This window comes from Actinoallomurus sp. NPDC052274 (genome assembly GCF_040679475.1).
In the GTDB taxonomy this organism is placed as follows: Bacteria; Actinomycetota; Actinomycetes; order Streptosporangiales; family Streptosporangiaceae; genus Actinoallomurus; species Actinoallomurus liliacearum.
Genome location: NZ_JBFAUT010000005.1, coordinates 188,432 through 204,992, shown reverse-complemented (window position 1 = coordinate 204,992; position 16,561 = coordinate 188,432). Strand labels below are relative to the sequence as shown.

General features: G+C 69.6%; 16 protein-coding genes. 13 read left to right on the top strand and 3 right to left on the bottom strand.

Annotation, left to right across the window (positions count from 1 at the left end; genetic code table 11):
- Positions 1 to 231 precede the first annotated feature (231 nt).
- The 12 genes from AB0K82_RS06820 to AB0K82_RS06765 all read left to right on the top strand — a co-directional run bounded on the left by AB0K82_RS06820 (position 232) and on the right by AB0K82_RS06765 (position 13,252).
- Positions 232 to 1,080 (top strand): SAM-dependent methyltransferase, encoded by an 849-nt coding sequence (locus tag AB0K82_RS06820; RefSeq protein WP_364393636.1) that lies wholly within the window; start codon positions 232 to 234, stop codon positions 1,078 to 1,080.
- Between the two features lie 167 nt (positions 1,081 to 1,247).
- Positions 1,248 to 2,468, top strand: coding sequence for a tetratricopeptide repeat protein (locus AB0K82_RS06815; protein WP_364393634.1), 1,221 nt, complete (start codon positions 1,248 to 1,250; stop codon positions 2,466 to 2,468).
- A gap of 122 nt (positions 2,469 to 2,590) precedes the next feature.
- Positions 2,591 to 3,583: an ATP-binding protein gene (locus AB0K82_RS06810; protein ID WP_364393631.1), complete on the top strand. Its 993-nt coding sequence runs from the start codon at positions 2,591 to 2,593 to the stop codon at positions 3,581 to 3,583.
- On the top strand, positions 3,580 to 4,020 hold the full coding sequence (locus AB0K82_RS06805) for a roadblock/LC7 domain-containing protein (RefSeq protein WP_364393629.1): 441 nt from the start codon (positions 3,580 to 3,582) through the stop codon (positions 4,018 to 4,020). Before AB0K82_RS06810 ends, AB0K82_RS06805 begins: the two co-directional genes overlap by 4 nt.
- Entirely contained in the window at positions 4,017 to 4,370 is a 354-nt protein-coding gene (locus AB0K82_RS06800; RefSeq protein WP_364393626.1) for a DUF742 domain-containing protein, read from the top strand. The genes AB0K82_RS06805 and AB0K82_RS06800 overlap by 4 nt, the downstream gene beginning before the upstream one ends.
- Positions 4,348 to 4,947, top strand: a complete 600-nt coding sequence (locus tag AB0K82_RS06795; RefSeq protein ID WP_364393624.1) for an ATP/GTP-binding protein — start codon at positions 4,348 to 4,350, stop codon at positions 4,945 to 4,947. Before AB0K82_RS06800 ends, AB0K82_RS06795 begins: the two co-directional genes overlap by 23 nt.
- An 18-nt stretch (positions 4,948 to 4,965) precedes the next feature.
- Positions 4,966 to 6,207 (top strand): styrene monooxygenase/indole monooxygenase family protein, encoded by a 1,242-nt coding sequence (locus AB0K82_RS06790; RefSeq protein WP_364393622.1) that lies wholly within the window; start codon positions 4,966 to 4,968, stop codon positions 6,205 to 6,207.
- Between the two features lie 138 nt (positions 6,208 to 6,345).
- Positions 6,346 to 7,515: a hypothetical protein gene (locus tag AB0K82_RS06785; protein WP_364393619.1), complete on the top strand. Its 1,170-nt coding sequence runs from the start codon at positions 6,346 to 6,348 to the stop codon at positions 7,513 to 7,515.
- Between the two features lie 190 nt (positions 7,516 to 7,705).
- Positions 7,706 to 8,959, top strand: a complete 1,254-nt coding sequence (locus tag AB0K82_RS06780) for a protein-L-isoaspartate(D-aspartate) O-methyltransferase (protein WP_364393719.1) — start codon at positions 7,706 to 7,708, stop codon at positions 8,957 to 8,959.
- A gap of 96 nt (positions 8,960 to 9,055) precedes the next feature.
- Positions 9,056 to 9,892, top strand: a complete 837-nt coding sequence (locus tag AB0K82_RS06775) for a hypothetical protein (protein WP_364393616.1) — start codon at positions 9,056 to 9,058, stop codon at positions 9,890 to 9,892.
- Between the two features lie 196 nt (positions 9,893 to 10,088).
- Positions 10,089 to 12,182, top strand: a complete 2,094-nt coding sequence (locus AB0K82_RS06770; RefSeq protein WP_364393614.1) for a tetratricopeptide repeat protein — start codon at positions 10,089 to 10,091, stop codon at positions 12,180 to 12,182.
- A gap of 164 nt (positions 12,183 to 12,346) precedes the next feature.
- Complete coding sequence (locus AB0K82_RS06765; RefSeq protein WP_364393612.1) at positions 12,347 to 13,252, top strand: squalene/phytoene synthase family protein; 906 nt, start codon at positions 12,347 to 12,349, stop codon at positions 13,250 to 13,252.
- Between the two features lie 54 nt (positions 13,253 to 13,306).
- Here the strand turns inward: AB0K82_RS06765 and AB0K82_RS06760 are convergent, their stop codons facing one another.
- Complete coding sequence (locus tag AB0K82_RS06760) at positions 13,307 to 13,684, bottom strand: phosphatase PAP2 family protein (RefSeq protein ID WP_364393609.1); 378 nt, start codon at positions 13,682 to 13,684, stop codon at positions 13,307 to 13,309.
- Positions 13,685 to 13,864: 180 nt separating this feature from the next.
- On the opposite strand from AB0K82_RS06760, the gene AB0K82_RS06755 reads away from it, so the two are divergent.
- A complete protein-coding gene (locus AB0K82_RS06755; protein ID WP_364393606.1) occupies positions 13,865 to 14,035 on the top strand; it encodes a hypothetical protein in 171 nt (56 codons plus the stop codon).
- Positions 14,036 to 14,076: 41 nt separating this feature from the next.
- Here AB0K82_RS06755 and AB0K82_RS06750 read toward each other — a convergent pair whose 3' ends face one another.
- Positions 14,077 to 15,402 carry a tyrosine-type recombinase/integrase gene (locus AB0K82_RS06750; protein ID WP_364393604.1) on the bottom strand — a complete coding sequence of 442 codons (1,326 nt, stop codon included), beginning with the start codon at positions 15,400 to 15,402 and terminating at the stop codon, positions 14,077 to 14,079.
- 214 nt (positions 15,403 to 15,616) lie between these two features.
- Positions 15,617 to 15,853 (bottom strand): DNA-binding protein, encoded by a 237-nt coding sequence (locus AB0K82_RS06745; RefSeq protein ID WP_364393602.1) that lies wholly within the window; start codon positions 15,851 to 15,853, stop codon positions 15,617 to 15,619.
- Positions 15,854 to 16,561 lie beyond the last annotated feature (708 nt).

The following is a 16,561-nucleotide window of genomic DNA, read 5'->3' as shown; positions in this document are numbered from 1 at the left end:
GCGAACCGGCTCTACCTTCGGCCGACCCGTTCCGGCCCAGCGTACGGACACGGCCGCCGACGGCTGGCAGAGAGTTCCCAGTTGCCGCCCGGGGGCGCACGGTCCGGCGTGCGTGCCGCGCGGTGCAGCTGGCGCGACGACTGAATCCCCTGGCCGTCGACGGGCGGGCCGGGATGGCCCCCGGAGCCCGGCCCGCCTCCCCGCATCTTCGTACCTAGGAAGAAGACCGTGATGGCCCCCACCTCGAGCGCGTTGGACTGCGCTATCGATACGAGCACGGCGAACGTCACCCGCGTCTATGACTGCATCCTCGGCGGCAAGGACAACTACAAGGCGGACCGGGTGGTCGCCAAAAAGCTCTTGGACGCCTTCCCCTCGGTCCGCGCGATAGCGCAGGAGAACCGGAGGTTCTTGGGCCGGGCGGTCCGCTGGGCCGCCAGCGAATATGGCATTCGTCGATTCCTCGATCTGGGCACCGGCCTGCCCACCGGGGGACAGATCCACGAGGTGCTGCAGCAGCGCAAACTCGATGATTGCTCCGTCCTCTATGTCGACCAGGACCCTGTCGTACAGACACACGCCATCGCCCTGACCAGGCAGTGTCCCGCCGTTGAGTGCCTCGCCGCCGATCTCCGCCGGCCCGATGAGGTCCTGGACAGCGCCGCCGCCCGCACGCTCCTCGAGCACGGGGAGCCGATCGCTCTGGTGATGTGCGCGGTGCTGCACTTCGTTCCCGATGAGGACGACCCCGCCGGGCTGGTGGGGGAGTACATGGACCGGCTGCCGCCCGGATCGATCTTGGTGTACACGCACGTCACCGATGAGAACCCTGCCGCGGTGGCTGTCGCCAAGGACGCCTACAAGGACGCGAACTATCAGGTGTATCCGCGGTCGAAGGAGGCGATCGAGGCGCTGGCGACCGGCAACAAGCTGATCGTGCAGGGTCCCGGGATCGAGAAGGTCACCAAGTGGAATCCGAACGGGGAGGAGCTGGATCCGCCTGAGGAACCGGACGAGCAGATCTGGCTTGTCGGCGGTGCCGCGGCGAAGCCCCTTGTTTCCCCCAGGCCTTCGAAGTGACCAAGGAGACCCCCGTGGCGAGACCCGTCGACCCCGAACCCACAGCTCGGCGATCAGCCCCTGATAGCGCCAAGGCCTCGGCGCCTCGGATTGAGGACCTCGACGACAAGTTCCGTTGGGGCCTGTCCCGTCTATCGGTATGGCTCGGCCGCGGGCCGGAGTCGTATGTGACCGTCGGTGCGGCGGCCGCGCTGCTGGGCACCGGCTCCGAGGCCGCTGAGGACCTGGTCGACCGCCTGTACAACGCGGACGTGCTCGGCTCTGAGGACGACGAGCGCTACTACCTCCTCGGGCTGGCCCGGGAGCGCGTCGATGACCTCGCTGCCCGTGAGGATCCCGGTGAGCGGGACGCGGCGCTCGCGCGGGTGATCACCTATCACCTGCGGGCGGCTGCCGCCGTCGATGCCCGCGTGAGCCCGCACGCGCCGCGGCACCGCTGGGGGTACGGCCGGTTGACCGAACCGACCTGTTTCGATGTCGGCGCCGAGGCCGCGGCTCTTGAGTGGTTCGACGCTGCGATGCCCAACCTGGTCGCGGCCCAGCAGGCTGCGTTCGACATCGGCATGACCGAGCTGGCCCATCCGTTCCCGGTGCTGTTGGCTCAATGGCTGGATGCCCGGCGCGACCCGAAGGTCGGGCCCCTGGTCTGCCAGCGGGCCATCGACGCCGCCGACTTCTGCTGCAGTTTCATCACCTCGGCCGTCGCCATGCACCAGCTCGCCCGTCTGCATTACGACCGGGGCCGTCATCAGGCGGCGCGAACGCTCATCGATCAGGCCGTGGGGTTGTTCCGGTCGGTCGGTGACCAAATCGGTGAGGCCGAGGCATACGCCGACCTCGGCGCGCTCCACCTCGCCGACGGCAAACCCGTCGAGGCTTTGGGTGTTCTGCAAGCCGCGCAGGAGCTGGCGGGGGAGGACACCGACTGCGCCTGGCTGCTGGCGGTGGTGCGCCGCAGAATCGGGACCGCCACGGCGATGATGGGCGACCTGGACACGGCGCGACGCGAGTTCGGCATCGCGATCGCCATCGCCGCCGCACTCGGGGATGACCACCAGGAGGGATTGGCGCTCACCGAGCTCGCCGCGGCCGAGCGGACCGCCGGCCACGCGCGGGAGGCGGTCGCGAGGCTGGAGGACGCCATCACGTTGCTGACTCCTTGCGGCCGGCCCTACTCCCTCGCCGGCGTGCACGTCCTGATGAGCAAGGCGTACCGGGACCTGGGGGAGTCCGTGCCCGCTGGCCAGCACGCCCAGTCGGCCCTGAGCATCTACCACGCCGCCGGCACCCGGTCGGACCATCCGGCGCTGGCCGAGGCACTCACGCTCGCTGCCGAACTCGGTGTCCCGATCCTTGAGACCGACGGGGACGGGAGGCTGTCGTGCTAGGCCGCTGGCGCAGGCCGCCGTCGCGCCGGCCCCGGCATGCGGCGTCATCTGCCGAACACTCACCCGTCCAGCCGCCTTCACCGAACCCCTGGCCGAAGATCAGTCAGGACTTCGCGCTGTATGTGATCTGGCTGGCCGAGCAGCTGCGCCCGGTCCTGGAGAGCCTGGAAGCCGGTGAGGGCGATCCGGACAAGGTGACGAAGTTGTGGCAGCTGGACCACGGCATCGCCCGGATGCGTGAGCGCGCCCGGAGCATGCGGATCCTGGCCGACCGCGATGACGAAGGCCTGGCTGGTCAGACGACTGCGCTGGTGGATGTGATCCGGACGGCGCAATCGGCGATCGAGTTCTTCACCCGCGTGAACATCGACGCCTTCCCTGAACTGGCGGTGGTGGATTACGCCGCCGCCGACGTGGCGTCGCTGCTGGCCGCACTGCTGGACAACGCCACCCGCTACTCCCGCGCGCAGGTGCACATCAGCGCCCATCTGCTGGAGGCCGGTCAGGTGCTGGTCCGCATCGACGACAGCGGCCCGGGTTTTCATCCCCGGTGGCTGGCGGCCGTGAACGCGATGTTCGCCGGACCGTGCGGGCCGGTCGATGAGCAGATGGGTAAGCAAACCGGCTTGCCGGTCGCGCACCGTCTGGCGCGCCGGCACGGCATCTTCGTGCGGCTCGCGTGCCGACCGCCTCACCCCAGCGGCGCCAGCGGCACCATCGTGACGGTCGTGCTCCCGCCGTCCCTGCTATGCGCGATTCCGGCACCAGCACCGGCTCCCGAGCAGGGTTCTGCGTCTGGTGAGACCTTCGCGCGGCCGGCCGAAACCAATCCACTCCCCGGGCACCTGACCGTCGCTCCCGATCCGTCCCGTGCCGTCACCGACGGGGGAACCACATCGCCGGACCAGGCCGTGCACGGGCTGCCCCGCCGACAGCGGACGAGCGTCCGCGCGCAGACGCCCCTCCCCACATCTCCGGACCCGCCCCGGCACCCTCCAGCGGCCGATGCCCGCGCCTTCGCCGCTGATCTAACCGACTTCGCCTCCGGCCTCGGCCCCGGCCGTGAGCCCGATCGCCCCCGCCCCGACGACGACGCAGGACCGGTTCCCTCATGACCAACAACGCCTCACAGCCGCACCGCCCCCAGGATTTCGCGTACCTGATCGACCAGTTCACCCAGACCACGCCCGGCGTCACCCACACCCTGCTCCTCAGCTCCGACGGTCTCCCCCTGACCGCCTGCGGGATGACTCCCGAGATCGAGGACAAGCTCGCGGCCTCGATCAGCGGGCTGCTGGCCCTGGGCGCCAACGTCGCCACCTGCGTCGGGCAACCCGGCTGCGAGCACATCCATCTGCGCTTCCCGGCAGGCCACTTCGTGTTCATGCGGGTCGGTAACCTCGCCGGCCTCGGCGTCCTGGCGAACGAGAAAGCCCAGATCGGACTGGTCGCCTCCCAGATGGCCCGGCTCGTCGAAAGCGTCGGCCGCTGGCTGACCCCCCAGGCCCGGCAAGACCTGAGCGACGCGGCCACCGCCGGGCGGCGACCATGACGGCCCCCTGGGTCCGGCCCTACGTCCTGGCCCGGGGCCGCACCAGCTCCCGCCAGCGCCTGTACCTGCACACGCTGATCTGCGCCCCGTCCTACGACTCCGCGGCCGCCGCTCGGCTGCTGCCCGAAGCGCGGGCCCTGTACGAGCGGGCCCACGCCGGCACCGGGTCGGGCGCCGAGTCGATCGCCGAGCTGGCCGCCCGCTGCCGCCTTTCCCTGGCCGTCACCTTCGTCCTGCTCGGTGACCTGCTTGAGCGCGGCCTGGTGCGGACCACTCGCCAGACCTACAACTCACCCCGAGACCCGCGGCTGCTGATGGAGGTGCTCGATGGCCTTCACGCCCTCCGCTGACCTCACCCCCCAGCTGACCTCGGTCAAGATCGTCGTGGCCGGCGGCTTCGGCGTCGGCAAGACCACCCTGGTCGCCACCGCCTCCGAGATCGAACCGGTCAGCACCGAAGCGCAGATGACCGAAGCCAGCACACGCCTGGACCCGCTCGCCCCCAGCGACGCCAAGACCCACACCACCGTCGCAATGGACTTCGGCCGCATCACCCTCGGCGACCACCTGCTCTTGTACCTGTTCGGCACCCCCGGCCAGGCCAGATTCTTGCCGATGTGGGATGAGCTGTGCCGGGGCGCCAGCGCCGCGCTCGTCCTGGTCGACACCCGCGACCAGCGCCTGGCGGACTCGTTCCTGGCGGTCAACTACTTCGAAAACGACCTCGACATCCCCTTCGCCGTGGCCGTCAACCTCTTCGACGGCGTCCAGACCCATCCCCTGCGGGACGTCCAGGCCGCGCTCGATCTCCCCGACCAGGTGCCACTGATCGCCTGCGACGCCCGCGACAAACCCTCGGTGGTCCAGGCGCTGATCACCGCCGTGGAGCACTCCCTCCGCCAGACCACCCCCGCCTTGCGCCGATAACCCGAAAAGAAGGCATCGATGCGACGAAGGATCTTGATCATCGGAGCAGGCCAGGCCGGGCTCATGCTCGCCAACAGCCTGTCCACCGACGACTACGACGTCACCGTCATGACCGCCAACACCGCCGAGGAGATCCGTGGCGGCCGGGTCCGATCGACCCAAATGATGTTCGGCCCCGCCTTGGACCTCGAACGCGCCCGAGGCCTGCACTTTTGGGAACGCGAGGCCCCCGCCGTGACCGCGATGGAGGTGACCGTGGCCGGCCCGTCCGACACCGGCCCGCTCCACTTCACCGCCCACCTCGACGCCTACGCCCAATCGGTCGACCAGCGGGTGAAGATGTCCGCCTGGCTGAAGATGTTCGAAGACCGAGGCGGCAAGGTCATCGACCGCACCGTGGCGACCTCCGAACTGGCGGACCTGACCAGGCTGTTCGACCTGACGATCATCGCAGCCGGCAAAGGCGCGCTGGTCGACCTGTTCAACCGCGATCCGGCGCGCTCACCGTACGAGCGGCCGCAGCGTCACCTGTCGGTCATCTACGTCCACGGCATGGCCCCCCGGACCGGACTGGTCGACGAGCACATCGGCATCACCGTCATCCCCGGCGCCGGTGAGCTGTTCACCATGCCCGCCCTGACCACCACCGGCCGATGCGACATCCTCTTCTTCGAAGCCGTTCCCCACGGGCCGCTCGATCGCTGGACGAACACCCCGCTCAAACCGCAGCATCACCTCCAGCTCGCCCTGGAGCTGATGCGCCAGTACGCGCCGCACGAATTCGAACGCTGCCGGCACGTCGAACCGGCCGATGAGCGCTGCACCCTCACCGGGGCCTACACCCCGATCGTGCGCCACCCCGTCGGAGAGTTGCCCGGCGGCGCGTACGTGCTCGGCATGGGCGACGTCGTCGTCGCCAACGACCCGATCGCCGGGCAAGGGGCCAACAACGCCGCGCACTGCGCCGCCATCTACGAACAGGCGATCATCGAGCGCGGTGACCGGCCCTTCGATCCGGCCTGGATGCGGCAGACCTTCGAGGCCTACTGGGCCTACGCCCAGCACTCCACCGCGTTCAGCAACGCCCTGCTGGGCCCCCTGCCCGAGCACGCCCAGCGTCTCCTGGCCGCCGCGGCGACCAACGCGGCCGTCGCCCACCGGTTCGCAGGCGGCTACGCCGACCCCGCCGACTTCGGACGCTGGTTCCTTGACCCGGCCAAGGCCGCCGACTACCTGAACACGCTGGCCGCGACGCCATAAGGCACCGGCTGAGCCCGGATCGTCGGCCAGCTTCTGAGTCCACCATGCCGGGCCCGCCAGCGCGCACATGAACTCCCAGCCGCACCGAGTGCCGCTGGGTTCGGGGGACCCCCAACCCAACCAGTAGAAAGACCGACGTTGTCTCGTAGAAGACCGCTGTCCCTGCTCACGGCATGCGCCATTCTCGGCGGCGGATCCGTACTGGCCGCGACCGCTTTCGCCAGCGCGGCCACCACCAATACGCATCTGCCCGCGCACGCCCCGGCACCCTCGCCGGCCGACCACGATGTGCTGAACGTCGCCGCCACGAGGGCGGCGGCCAAGGCCGGCCGCCTGACCACCAAGGCGGCGCCCGCCGGCACGACGCTGGAGCACCCGCTGTCTCCGCAGCAGTGCCGCGACCAGATCGGCGTGCCCTGCTACGGCGCCACCGCCCTGCGCCGCGCCTACGGCCTGGACCGCCTGGGCCGCGTCGACGGCCGGGGCACCGTCACGGCACTGATCATGCCGTTCAAGAACCCGACCGTCGGCGATGACGTACGGACCTACGCCCAGAAGTTCGGGCTGCCGCGCCCGCACCTGACCGTGATGACCCACGGCCAGGTGCCGGTCGCTGACCCGGACGACCCCGGCCAGGCGATCGTCGCCGAAGAGGGCCTGCTGGACGCGCAGATGATCCTCACCGCCGCGCCCCGCACCCACCTGGTCTACCTGCAGCTCTCCCCGGACGTGCTCAACGGCCCCGCCGCCTTCGCCCGCATCGGCACCGAGCTGGAGTGGCTCGCCCAGCGCCGCCACCTCGACGCGGTGAGCTTCTCCTACGGCTGGTTCGAACAGAACTATCTCGAGTACTACGGCGGTGACCAGGCCACGGCGGCCGCCGCCCTGCGGGCGCAAAGCGACCAGCTCGGCCGGGTGATCCGGCGCCACCACCTGACCGTGACCAGCGCGGACGGGGACACCGGCCCCACCGGCCCGAACCTGAACGGCACCGCGCTCTACCCCGAGACGACACCGGCGTTCATGGCCGCCAGCCCCTACGTCACGGGCGTCTCGGCCACCGAGCTGCACCTGGACGATCGCGGCACCCGGGCCGCCGCCGACCCGGCGCTCTACGAGGTGGCCCGCAGCGCCCGGTCACGGGCGGCCGCCGGGATCGCCGACGTCGTCGAGGGCTGCAACAGCGTGACCGGCGTCGCGGGCTTTTGCGCCCGGCCTGGTTACGACCTGGCCTCCGGCGTAGGGACGGTCGGGGACGCCCGCCGCTTCGCGCCTGCACTGGCCGCAGCGGTCCGTTCAAGCCGCTGAGGATTCCCGTGCGGTCCGCACGTCACGGCGGGCCGCACGGTGCTCAACCTCATCAATCCCGGAACAAGGGCATGGCCCGTCCGACCGGCAGGCGGCTGCCGGTCGGACGGGCCTACGACTCACCGCTGGCCCGCTACGCGTGGGCCGGCGGGTCACGACCAGCGTTGAGACGACGACCCCGGTGAAGGACATGAACCAGCACGACTTCGACGAACGCGGCCTCATCCCGAACAGGCCGCCGGTCTTCACCAAACCCGACACCCGCCCACCCAGCCTCCTGGAAACGATGATCAAGGCGCTGCGGGAAGACGAGCACCTCACTCAAGAGGAATGGGCCGATGCCCTGCGTGAGGTGCCGCGGCACGTCTTCGTGCCGGACCGGGCGTGGCGCCGACCGCCCGACGGCGGCAACGGCCACGCGATCGATAGGCGCAACGATCCGCTCGGGTGGATGGCGGCGGTCTACAGCGGTGATGTGATCGTCACCCAGATCAACGACGGCCACGGCGACCTGACGAGTGGTGAGGGCAGGGTGACCTCCTCACTGTCGCGCGTGACCTCGGTACTGAACATGCTGCAGCGCCTGCATCCCTACGACGGTGACCAGGTGCTGGAGGTCGGCACCGGCGTCGGCTACACCACCGGGCTGCTGAGCCACCGCCTGGGATGCGGCAACGTCACCTCGGCCGAAGTCGATGAGAGCCTGTCGAAGCAGGCCGCCGCGAACCTGGCGCGCTTCGGCTACACCCCGCACCTGATCGTCGGTGATGGCGCGTCCGGCTGCCCGGAGCGTGCCCCCTACGACCGGGTGCATGTGACGTGCGGTGTCACGACCATCCCGTACGCCTGGGTGGAACAGACCCGACCCGGTGGGGTGATCGTGCTGCCGTGGATGGCCGACTGGGTTGGCGGGCACACCGTGACGCTGACCGTGCAGCAGGATCGGACGGCGATCGGCCGGTTCGTCGACAGCACCGAGTACATGATGATGCGCTCCCAGCGCCCTCAACCCGCCGACCTGACCCGCCTGAACGGGACCTGCGGGCAGGAGGAGGCATCGGTGGATCCTCGCCGAATCGTCTTCGCCGGCTGGGGCGCTGACGTCGCCATCGCTGGTCTGCTCCCGGGCGTATCCGGCACCTACGAAACCCACGACAACGGTCGACACTTCCGCCTGCTGGCCTGGACCAGCGACTCACAACTCACCGTGGAGTACGGCCCCGACTTCAATCGCCCCCGCGTGCGACAGCAGGGGCGGCGGGATCTGGGGCGCGAGATCCAAGAGGCGTTCTTCACCTGGGTCGGCTATGGCCAACCCACCCGCGACCGATTCGGCATCACCGTCACCTCGGACGGGACGCAGATATGGCTCGACCGGCCCGACCGCGTGCTCACGCCGTTGACCTCACGGGCCACTCCTGGACCACGACGCGATGTGCAGTGAAGACCTCGTCAGTGGTTGAGCGGTGGGTCTTCTCCCGCCGCTCACCACACGCCTCCAGGACCATCGCGAAAGCCTCCGCCTCACACGAGGACGTTCATGCGTGACTTCTCCCCCCAGGACCTGCCCCGGCTTCGCCGGAGCGCCTATGACTTTCTCCGCCTCAACGCGGTCGGCGCCTGGGAACATCAGCATGGCAATGACCGCTGGCAGATTTTCATGCCGCCGGAGATTGAGGCACTGCCCGCACGCAGGCGCTTGCGGACCCACGCCCGGCAGGAGGCCCAGCGGCTTGCCGACGCGGCCTTGTACGACCTGAGCCTTGAAGTCACCGAGCGGGCGACGCTCCTCGGCGCCGCGATCCGCGAAAACCGGCACGAGGAGGCGGTAGCGCTGGCCGGGCGACCCACCGTCGTCGACACCGTGGGCATCCGCGCACCAGCCGCATCAGGGTTCCTTCGGTGGCGCGACCCCCATGGGATCGGCTACAACGAGCGCGGCGCGCCGATCCTGGCCTGTCACTGGGGGCCAGCTGCCGGCAAAGGGCGCTGGCTGGTGTGGTGGTCGGACACCCGTGCCATGGCCAGAAGCTACGCGGCCGAAGCCGACACTCGTGACATGGCGCGAATCCTGAGCACCGGGCTCCTGCCGATATTCGGGCCGCTGTGGTACGACCACCAGCAGTTGCTGCGGCCCCACGACGCGACCGCCCCGCCACCGGATCCTGCCGACGCGGACACCGAGCACGACATTGATTCCTCGGGTGTCGCACTGATCTACACCACGCTCGCGACGTGGTGGCTGTTGACCACGCCGGACACCGCCGTCCATCTCAGCCAGCAGCCCGCGTCCGCCGCCGAGCAGGCCGCCGATCGCGCGGCGGGGCTACGGCCCCGCCCGATCACCGTAGTCACGGCCGCCAACACCGTCTCGTGAGACACGCCCGAGCCAATGACGCGAGCACTCCGGGGCGCGATGCGATCGCCTGCACGACGTGGATTACGGCGGCACGCTCACCCCTCGCCGGCAACGCCACAGCCGCCCAGCCCCGAAAAGGGATGACCGTGAACTCACCGGCTGGCCTGCCCCCCGGGTTGTTCCGGCCGTGCGCGCCAGAAGGAGGAAGCAGCCCGTGACGTCGAGCAATCGCATCGACGGGACAACCACCGGAGCGATCGCGCAGGCCCGTACGATCCGCGGAAACATCACCATCGCGAGCCCGCCCAGGCCGGTCCCGGCCGAGCTGCCGCCCGTGCCGGTGCACTTCGCCGACCGCCGCTACGAGCTCCAGCGGCTGACCAAGCTGGTCCACCCGTCCGGCACCCCCGGTGCGCCGGCGGTGGTCATCATCGAAGGGAAGGGCGGGGTCGGCAAGACGGCCCTGGCGCTTCGGGCCGCCCAGCGCATCCGGCACCACTATCCCGCCGGACAGCTGTTCGTGGATCTGCGCGGAAGCACGCCCAGCCCGGCGCGGCCAGCGCACCCAGGCATCGTTCTGGAGCGTCTTCTGCGGTCCGTCGGCGCCGGCCCGCAGGACCTGGGCGGCGACGTCGACGAGCTCGCGGCGCACTGGCGGTCATGGACGAGCGACCGGCGCATGCTCATCCTGCTCGACAACGCCAGCTCCGTCGACCAGGTCCGCCCGCTGCTCCCCGCCGCCGAAACGTCCCTGGTCCTGGTCACCACCCGCCGTCCCCTATCGGACCTCGTCCTAGATGGCGCCCGGCGGCTTCTGCTGAACGCGCTCGATGAGCCGGGTGCACTCGAACTACTGCGCAACCTGCTCGGCGAGGACCGGCTACGCGGCGAGTACTGGTCCATCCGGCCGCTGCTCGACCGCTGCGGCCGCATCCCGCTCCCGCTGCGCACCGCGGCCGCCCAACTGGCCAGCCAGCCCGGCATGCCGATCGCCGCTTTCCTCGCCGACTTCGACTTCGTCTCCCCGCCCCCAGGACCGGATGGCACCATGCGACGGAATCTCGACCTGGCCTACACCACCCTGCCCAACGACGCCCGCGACCTTTTTCGGCTGCTCAGCGTCTTCCCCGGCCAGAACGTCACCCCGCTAACCGCCGGCGCGCTCACCGGCACCGACCGGGCCGAAGCAAGGCGGCTCCTGACCGCCATCGCCACGGCCGGCCTGCTCGAGCACCACGACCACCGATATCGCCTGCTCGACGACGTCCGCGCCTACGCCCACGACCGGGCTACCGAGCAGGACACCCCCGAGGCGCTGCACGCCGCGTTCACACGCGTGCTCACGCGCTACCTCGACGTCACCGTCGCCGCGCAGCTGACGCTCATCCCCGGCCGCTGGTACAACGACGACCGCTTCCGCCGCCCTGCGTACGCCTTCGCGGACACCGCCGAGGCCCGCGCCTGGTACGACACCGAACAGGACAACCTGCTCACGCTCGCCACCGAAGCCGAACAGCAACAGATCCACGACGACCTCCTCCCGGTGTTCACTGAGGCGTGCTGGGGCCACTTCGTGTACGCCAAGCCGTACACGTGGTGGCGCGAGATATGCCGCCTCGGGCACGCCGCAGCCGTACGGACCGGCGACCTACGGATGCAAGCGCGAGCACTTGAGGGCATCGCCATCACCCACCTGAACCTCCGCGAATACCCAGCAGCCGAGGAGCACTACGCGACCGCCCTGGACCTGGAGATCCGGGCCGGGCACCTAGCCGGTGCCGCATCCGCCAAAGAAGGGCTCGGCCTGTGCCACCTCCGTACCGGCCGGCCTGAGCGAGCACTCCGCGCCTTCACCGAATCCCGCGACGACCATGTTCATCTCGGTGACCAACGCGGCGCCACTCTCCAAGAGCGCCACGCATGCGAAGCTCTCGTCGCGCTAGACCGCCACCACGAAGCGATCGAACGCCTCCAGCGAATCATCGACCAGCACCACGAGCAAGGCGAGCCCTACCTTCAGGGCCGAGCACGCGTCCCCCTCGCCACCGCTTACCGGGAGACCGGGCAGCTCGACCTTGCCGCCGATCAGCTGCAGCAGGCCCTGGAGACCTTCATCGACCTACGCAACCGACCCCAACAGGCCGAAGTGCACCGCGAACTCGCCGCGCTCGACGCAGCTCGGGGTGACCGGCCGAGCGAGCGTCGCCACCTGACCGCGGCGCTGGAGATCTATACCGAGCTCGGTGCTCCTGAAGCCGAAGAAACCCGCGCCCGGCTCGCACCCACCACCCCACCGGCTGGGACGTGATCCCCGCAACGAGTAACGGCGGCACTCGATGCGCAGGGTGACGGGTTGCGAGCGCTCGCCTTCGGCTGAAGCCAGCGGTCCAGCGACGAATCGCCACAGGGGAGGCTGACTCAGCGTCCGATAGGCTCCCGCTCCTCAGGAGTCCCCCGACGAGAGTTCGTTCGATGACCGGATGGAAAAGGGCGCTTGACACTGCGGGCGTCGCTGACCCGCGGCTGCGCGAGGACTACACCGAGCAGCGCAGGCTTGTCTCCCAGTTCCGGCGCGGTCCTTATCTCGCAGCCCGGCTGCTGTTGCCTCCTCCCCTGCTTCCGCATGTAATCGCCGCTACCGCGTTCATGCACCACACCGACACAATCCTCGATGCGGATCGTCCCCGTGCCGAGCGCGTTACGGCCTACGAGGGCTGGGAGAAGCAGGTTCGCCTCGGCTTGGCCACTAGCGAGGGCGATCGACCGTTGATCCGTGCGTTGCTGCACACTGTCTCCGCGCATCCCGCCCTACAGCGGCAGCTTGAGAGCTACCTCGCCACGGCGCCGACGGACCTGGACGCCTCGGGGTTCGCCACCGAGGCGGCCTACCAGCACTACATTGACGCCTACTCGTTGCCAGCCTTCATGCTCATTGCATGTCTGGTCGGCCCCGCCGACGACCCGGCGTACCGGTCAGCCTGCCGTTCCTACATTGATGCAGCTCAACGGCTAGACAACCTGAAGGACCTCAGCGCGGACCTGCGCGGCGGACGGTTCACCATCCCCACTGAAATCCTCGAACATCATGGCGTCGTCCGCGCTGACCTCGAAGGCGCCCGTGATACGCCGGGCACGAGGGCACTGGTGCAGGATCTGCTGGAGCGAGCCCGGCGCAGCCTCGAGGCCGGCCGGACGCTGGTTGACCTGACCCCGCCCGCGAACCGCCCGCTTGTGAGGTCCTTGATCTCCCTGGAGGAGCTCACCCTCGAGGCGGCCGCGACGAAAGGCGTCGCTGTGCTGGGCCGATCGACGCGAGCTTCGGTGCCTGCCGCCGCGGTGCTGATCCGTGAATACCGTCAGGCGCGGCGGTTGCGCTGAGCCGCCGAGCCGCCGAGCCGTCGAGCTGGACGTGCGGATTCCGGTCGCCCGGCTTTACCTGGTGGCGCTTCGCGCGATGGCGGAGGGCCCCGGCTCCAGACGTGGATAGGGGATCGTCTCAGCGTGTGAGCAGGAAGAGGGCGGCCGCGCGGCGAGCGCGCCCACCGGCGTGCCGGCGATGACCTGGGCGGGAGTGTGGTGGGCGAGACGGACCCCCGACCAGCCGATCAGCGCGATCACCGGAAGACCGAGCAACAGCCACGGCCCATAGACGATGGTCAGGATCGCCACCGTCGCGGCCCGCTTCCCTTCACCTTCCTTGACCACGGTCGCCAGGACGAACAGCAGTTGCAACGGGATGCCTCCGCCCTGCGTCTGCTCCTCGCTGACCCCGCTGACAAGCCACGGCACACCGAGCCGGTCGATGTCCACCTGATCCTGCGCCGCGACGGCACTGCGGCTGCTGTCCCGCCGGGCCGGGCAGATCTACGCCACAGGGCTGTGGCATCTGCCATCGGGCCACCTGGATGGGCCCGCACGAGGACGTCGTCGCCGTGACTTCGTACGCCTGTCCGACGCCTGGCCGCCCGCCCGGACCTGTACGACGCGGTCATGGCGGGCTACGGCAGGCCGCTCACCCCGGCTGAGGAAGATCGCCTCGTCGTCGACGCCGTGCTCGACGCCGTTTCCGGCATCTGGTACGGCACGGCGCACGGCGATCTGGAACTCGTCGAACGCGGCCGCCGCACCCTGGCCCGGCTGCGCGTTGCCGACTGCCTCTGAACCACCACCGGCCATGGGCACCCGGCGAGGTCAAGGTCCAGTTATGGCATCGCGGTCGTGTCCGGTGCGATGAGTGCGGCGGTGTGTTCGGCGGCGGTGCGGGAGATTTGGGGGTAGACGCTGGTGTAGGTGTCGCGGGTGAAGGCGCTGGTGACGTGGCCGAGGGTGTGCTGGACGATTTTGATGTCGACACCGGCGGCGAGCATGAGGGATGCGGCTCCGTGGCGTAGGTCGTGCAGGCGGATGGGTGGAAGGCCTGTCTCGTAGGCCAGCCATTGGAATTGGTCGGTGACGTGCGCGGGGTGGAGGGGGTCACCGTTTTCGTCGGTGAAGAAGAACTCTGATTCTCCGAGTCCGGCGGCGAGGCGTTCGCGGTTTTGCCGGGCCCGGTGGGTGCGAAGGATCTTGATGGTTTCTTGGTCGAGGTCGATGGTGCGGTCGCCGGCGTCGCTTTTGGGTTTGCCGTGGTGGGGGTTCCAGCCGAGCTGGGTGATCTGCCAGGACACCGCGATTGTCCCGTTTTTGAGGTCGACGCTGGTGGTGTGGATGCCGCATGCTTCGCCGCGGCGCAGGCCGCGCAGGGCGATGAGGCGGAACAGGGGGTAGAGCCGGTGGCGGGTGGCGCGTTGCAGGAATCGGCGGGTTTGTTCTGGGGTCCACACCATGACCGGTGAGGGGCGTGGGGTGCCGATGTAGGCCTCGATGACGTTGATGCGTTTACCGCCCGCGCGTTCCCGGACGGCGGCGAGGTGCTGGCGGTGGGCGGTCTGCCAGGCGCGGACGCGTTCGTCGGTCCATACCACCGGCTTGGGCCGGGTGGCGGGTGGCAGTTCGGCGACGGCGGCGGGGTTGAAGTCGATGAGGCGTTCTTGTTTCATCGCGATGTTCAGGGCATGCCGCAGGGTCGCGCGGATGTTGCGCAGGGTGGGCGGGTTCACCACCCGCCGCCATTTGACCTTGGCGCGGAGGGTGGGGTCGTTGCTGGCGCGGGCTTGGCGGATGAGCTCGTTGTAGTCGGCGATGTCGTCGAACATTCCGGAGATGTCGGCGACCCGGAGTTCTTCGACGGGGATGTGGCCGAGGTGTGGTTTGAGGTAGAGGCGGATGTCGCTGGCGTACCGGGCCTTGGTGGTGGCGGTGATCTTCTTTTTGCCCTCGAGCCAGATGTCGAGCCAGTCGCCGAGCAGGATCTTGCGGTCGAGCTGCTGGCCGGTTCGGACCTTGTTCCGCACGGTGTCGGCGTCGGGTAGCTCTCCGGTTTTCTTGACGGTGTCGAGGACGAAGTCGGTGACCTTGTATCTGATCCGCCGATCGTTGCTGATCGCCAGAAGCTCCTGGGCCTTACCCAGGTCCTCCTCGGCCGCCATTTGGGTCGTAAAGCCGCCGCGCCGTAGTGGGTTGCGGCGTCTGCCGTCGAGGGTCGGGGGGAGTTCGAGCTGGTAGGACCACGTGCCGTGGTGGGGGCTCCACCGGCCGTCGGCGCGGCGGAGTTTCGGGCATTTGGTTTCCAGGCGGCGTCCGGTTTCGGGGTCGCGGCAGCTGCATCGTTTGAACGTTCGCCCACTGGCCATCTCGGATCACTCACTCCCCGGGTTCGGAATGGGTTGGTTGGTAGCCGAGCAGGGCGAGTAGTTCGGGGGTGGGCACCAGGTACTTCTTGCCGATGCGGATGATCCGGCAGGGGAACTCACCGGCTTGGGCGAGTTCGTAGGTCTTGGTGCGGCCCAGCCCCAGGGCTCTGCCCGCGGTGACCAGGTCGACCACCGTGGGCAACTCGCCCAGCTCGGCCAGCGACATCCCGGCCCTCACCACGGCCACCCCCCGATCGGGGAGCCGCCGGGGGCGGGTGCGGTCGCCGCTGGCACCCCGCAGGCGCTACTGGGAACGGTTCGGTTCCGGTGCGCCGGGTCACCGTCCATGGCGTGGGCGGTGGTGTGGGGCGGGGGACATCGACGCTCGCCTCCATGGGCGGGGTCAAGCCGAATCCGCTGGTCACCGCAGGCCACGATTGCGGGTCGCCGCTGGGTGCTCGCCGGTTGCGGGCCGCACATGCCGGCATCCGCTACGGCGGCATCCCGGGGCGGACGCCATCGCCGCGCGGAGGGCCGGCAGGTCCATCGGCGAGGACCGGGGTCGAAGTGGTCTGTCCGCGCTCGAGACCGGGGCAGGAGGGTCCGCTGCGGGCCGGCGCAGGCCGGCCGCATGAAGGATCCGGCCGGACGAACCGATCCCGTCGGCGTTTGACCGATGCTCCCGAACATGAGCGTTGGACCGGCGATGTCCGGCAGGGCGCCGATCCGTGCCGCCACGGCGTGAACAGCGTTCTTCGGCCGGCCAGTCCCGGTGGCTCGTCGCCGGGCCGTGGCCGGGAGGGGAGACGGCAGGTGCCCTGGGCGGTGACCGCGGCCCGGATGGCCCTCTGACGGCCACCGCTTCCCATGCGGTGGCCCCATCCGGCTGGCCTGCCGCCCAGGGCACGGCCCATGTACGCCCACCTCGATCACGCTGGTCAAGTCGATGCGACCC

Bases quoted from the DNA above. Each gene is read 5' to 3' on its own strand.
- AB0K82_RS06775 (WP_364393616.1), top strand. From the start codon at position 9,056: ATGCGTGACTTCTCCCCCCAGGACCTGCCCCGGCTTCGCCGGAGCGCC.
- AB0K82_RS06755 (WP_364393606.1), top strand. From the start codon at position 13,865: ATGGCGGGCTACGGCAGGCCGCTCACCCCGGCTGAGGAAGATCGCCTC.
- AB0K82_RS06795 (WP_364393624.1), top strand. From the start codon at position 4,348: ATGGCCTTCACGCCCTCCGCTGACCTCACCCCCCAGCTGACCTCGGTC.
- AB0K82_RS06750 (WP_364393604.1), bottom strand. From the start codon at position 15,402: ATGGCGGCCGAGGAGGACCTGGGTAAGGCCCAGGAGCTTCTGGCGATC.
- AB0K82_RS06820 (WP_364393636.1), top strand. From the start codon at position 232: ATGGCCCCCACCTCGAGCGCGTTGGACTGCGCTATCGATACGAGCACG.
- AB0K82_RS06800 (WP_364393626.1), top strand. From the start codon at position 4,017: ATGACGGCCCCCTGGGTCCGGCCCTACGTCCTGGCCCGGGGCCGCACC.
- AB0K82_RS06805 (WP_364393629.1), top strand. From the start codon at position 3,580: ATGACCAACAACGCCTCACAGCCGCACCGCCCCCAGGATTTCGCGTAC.
- AB0K82_RS06765 (WP_364393612.1), top strand. From the start codon at position 12,347: ATGACCGGATGGAAAAGGGCGCTTGACACTGCGGGCGTCGCTGACCCG.
- AB0K82_RS06790 (WP_364393622.1), top strand. From the start codon at position 4,966: ATGCGACGAAGGATCTTGATCATCGGAGCAGGCCAGGCCGGGCTCATG.
- AB0K82_RS06780 (WP_364393719.1), top strand. From the start codon at position 7,706: ATGAACCAGCACGACTTCGACGAACGCGGCCTCATCCCGAACAGGCCG.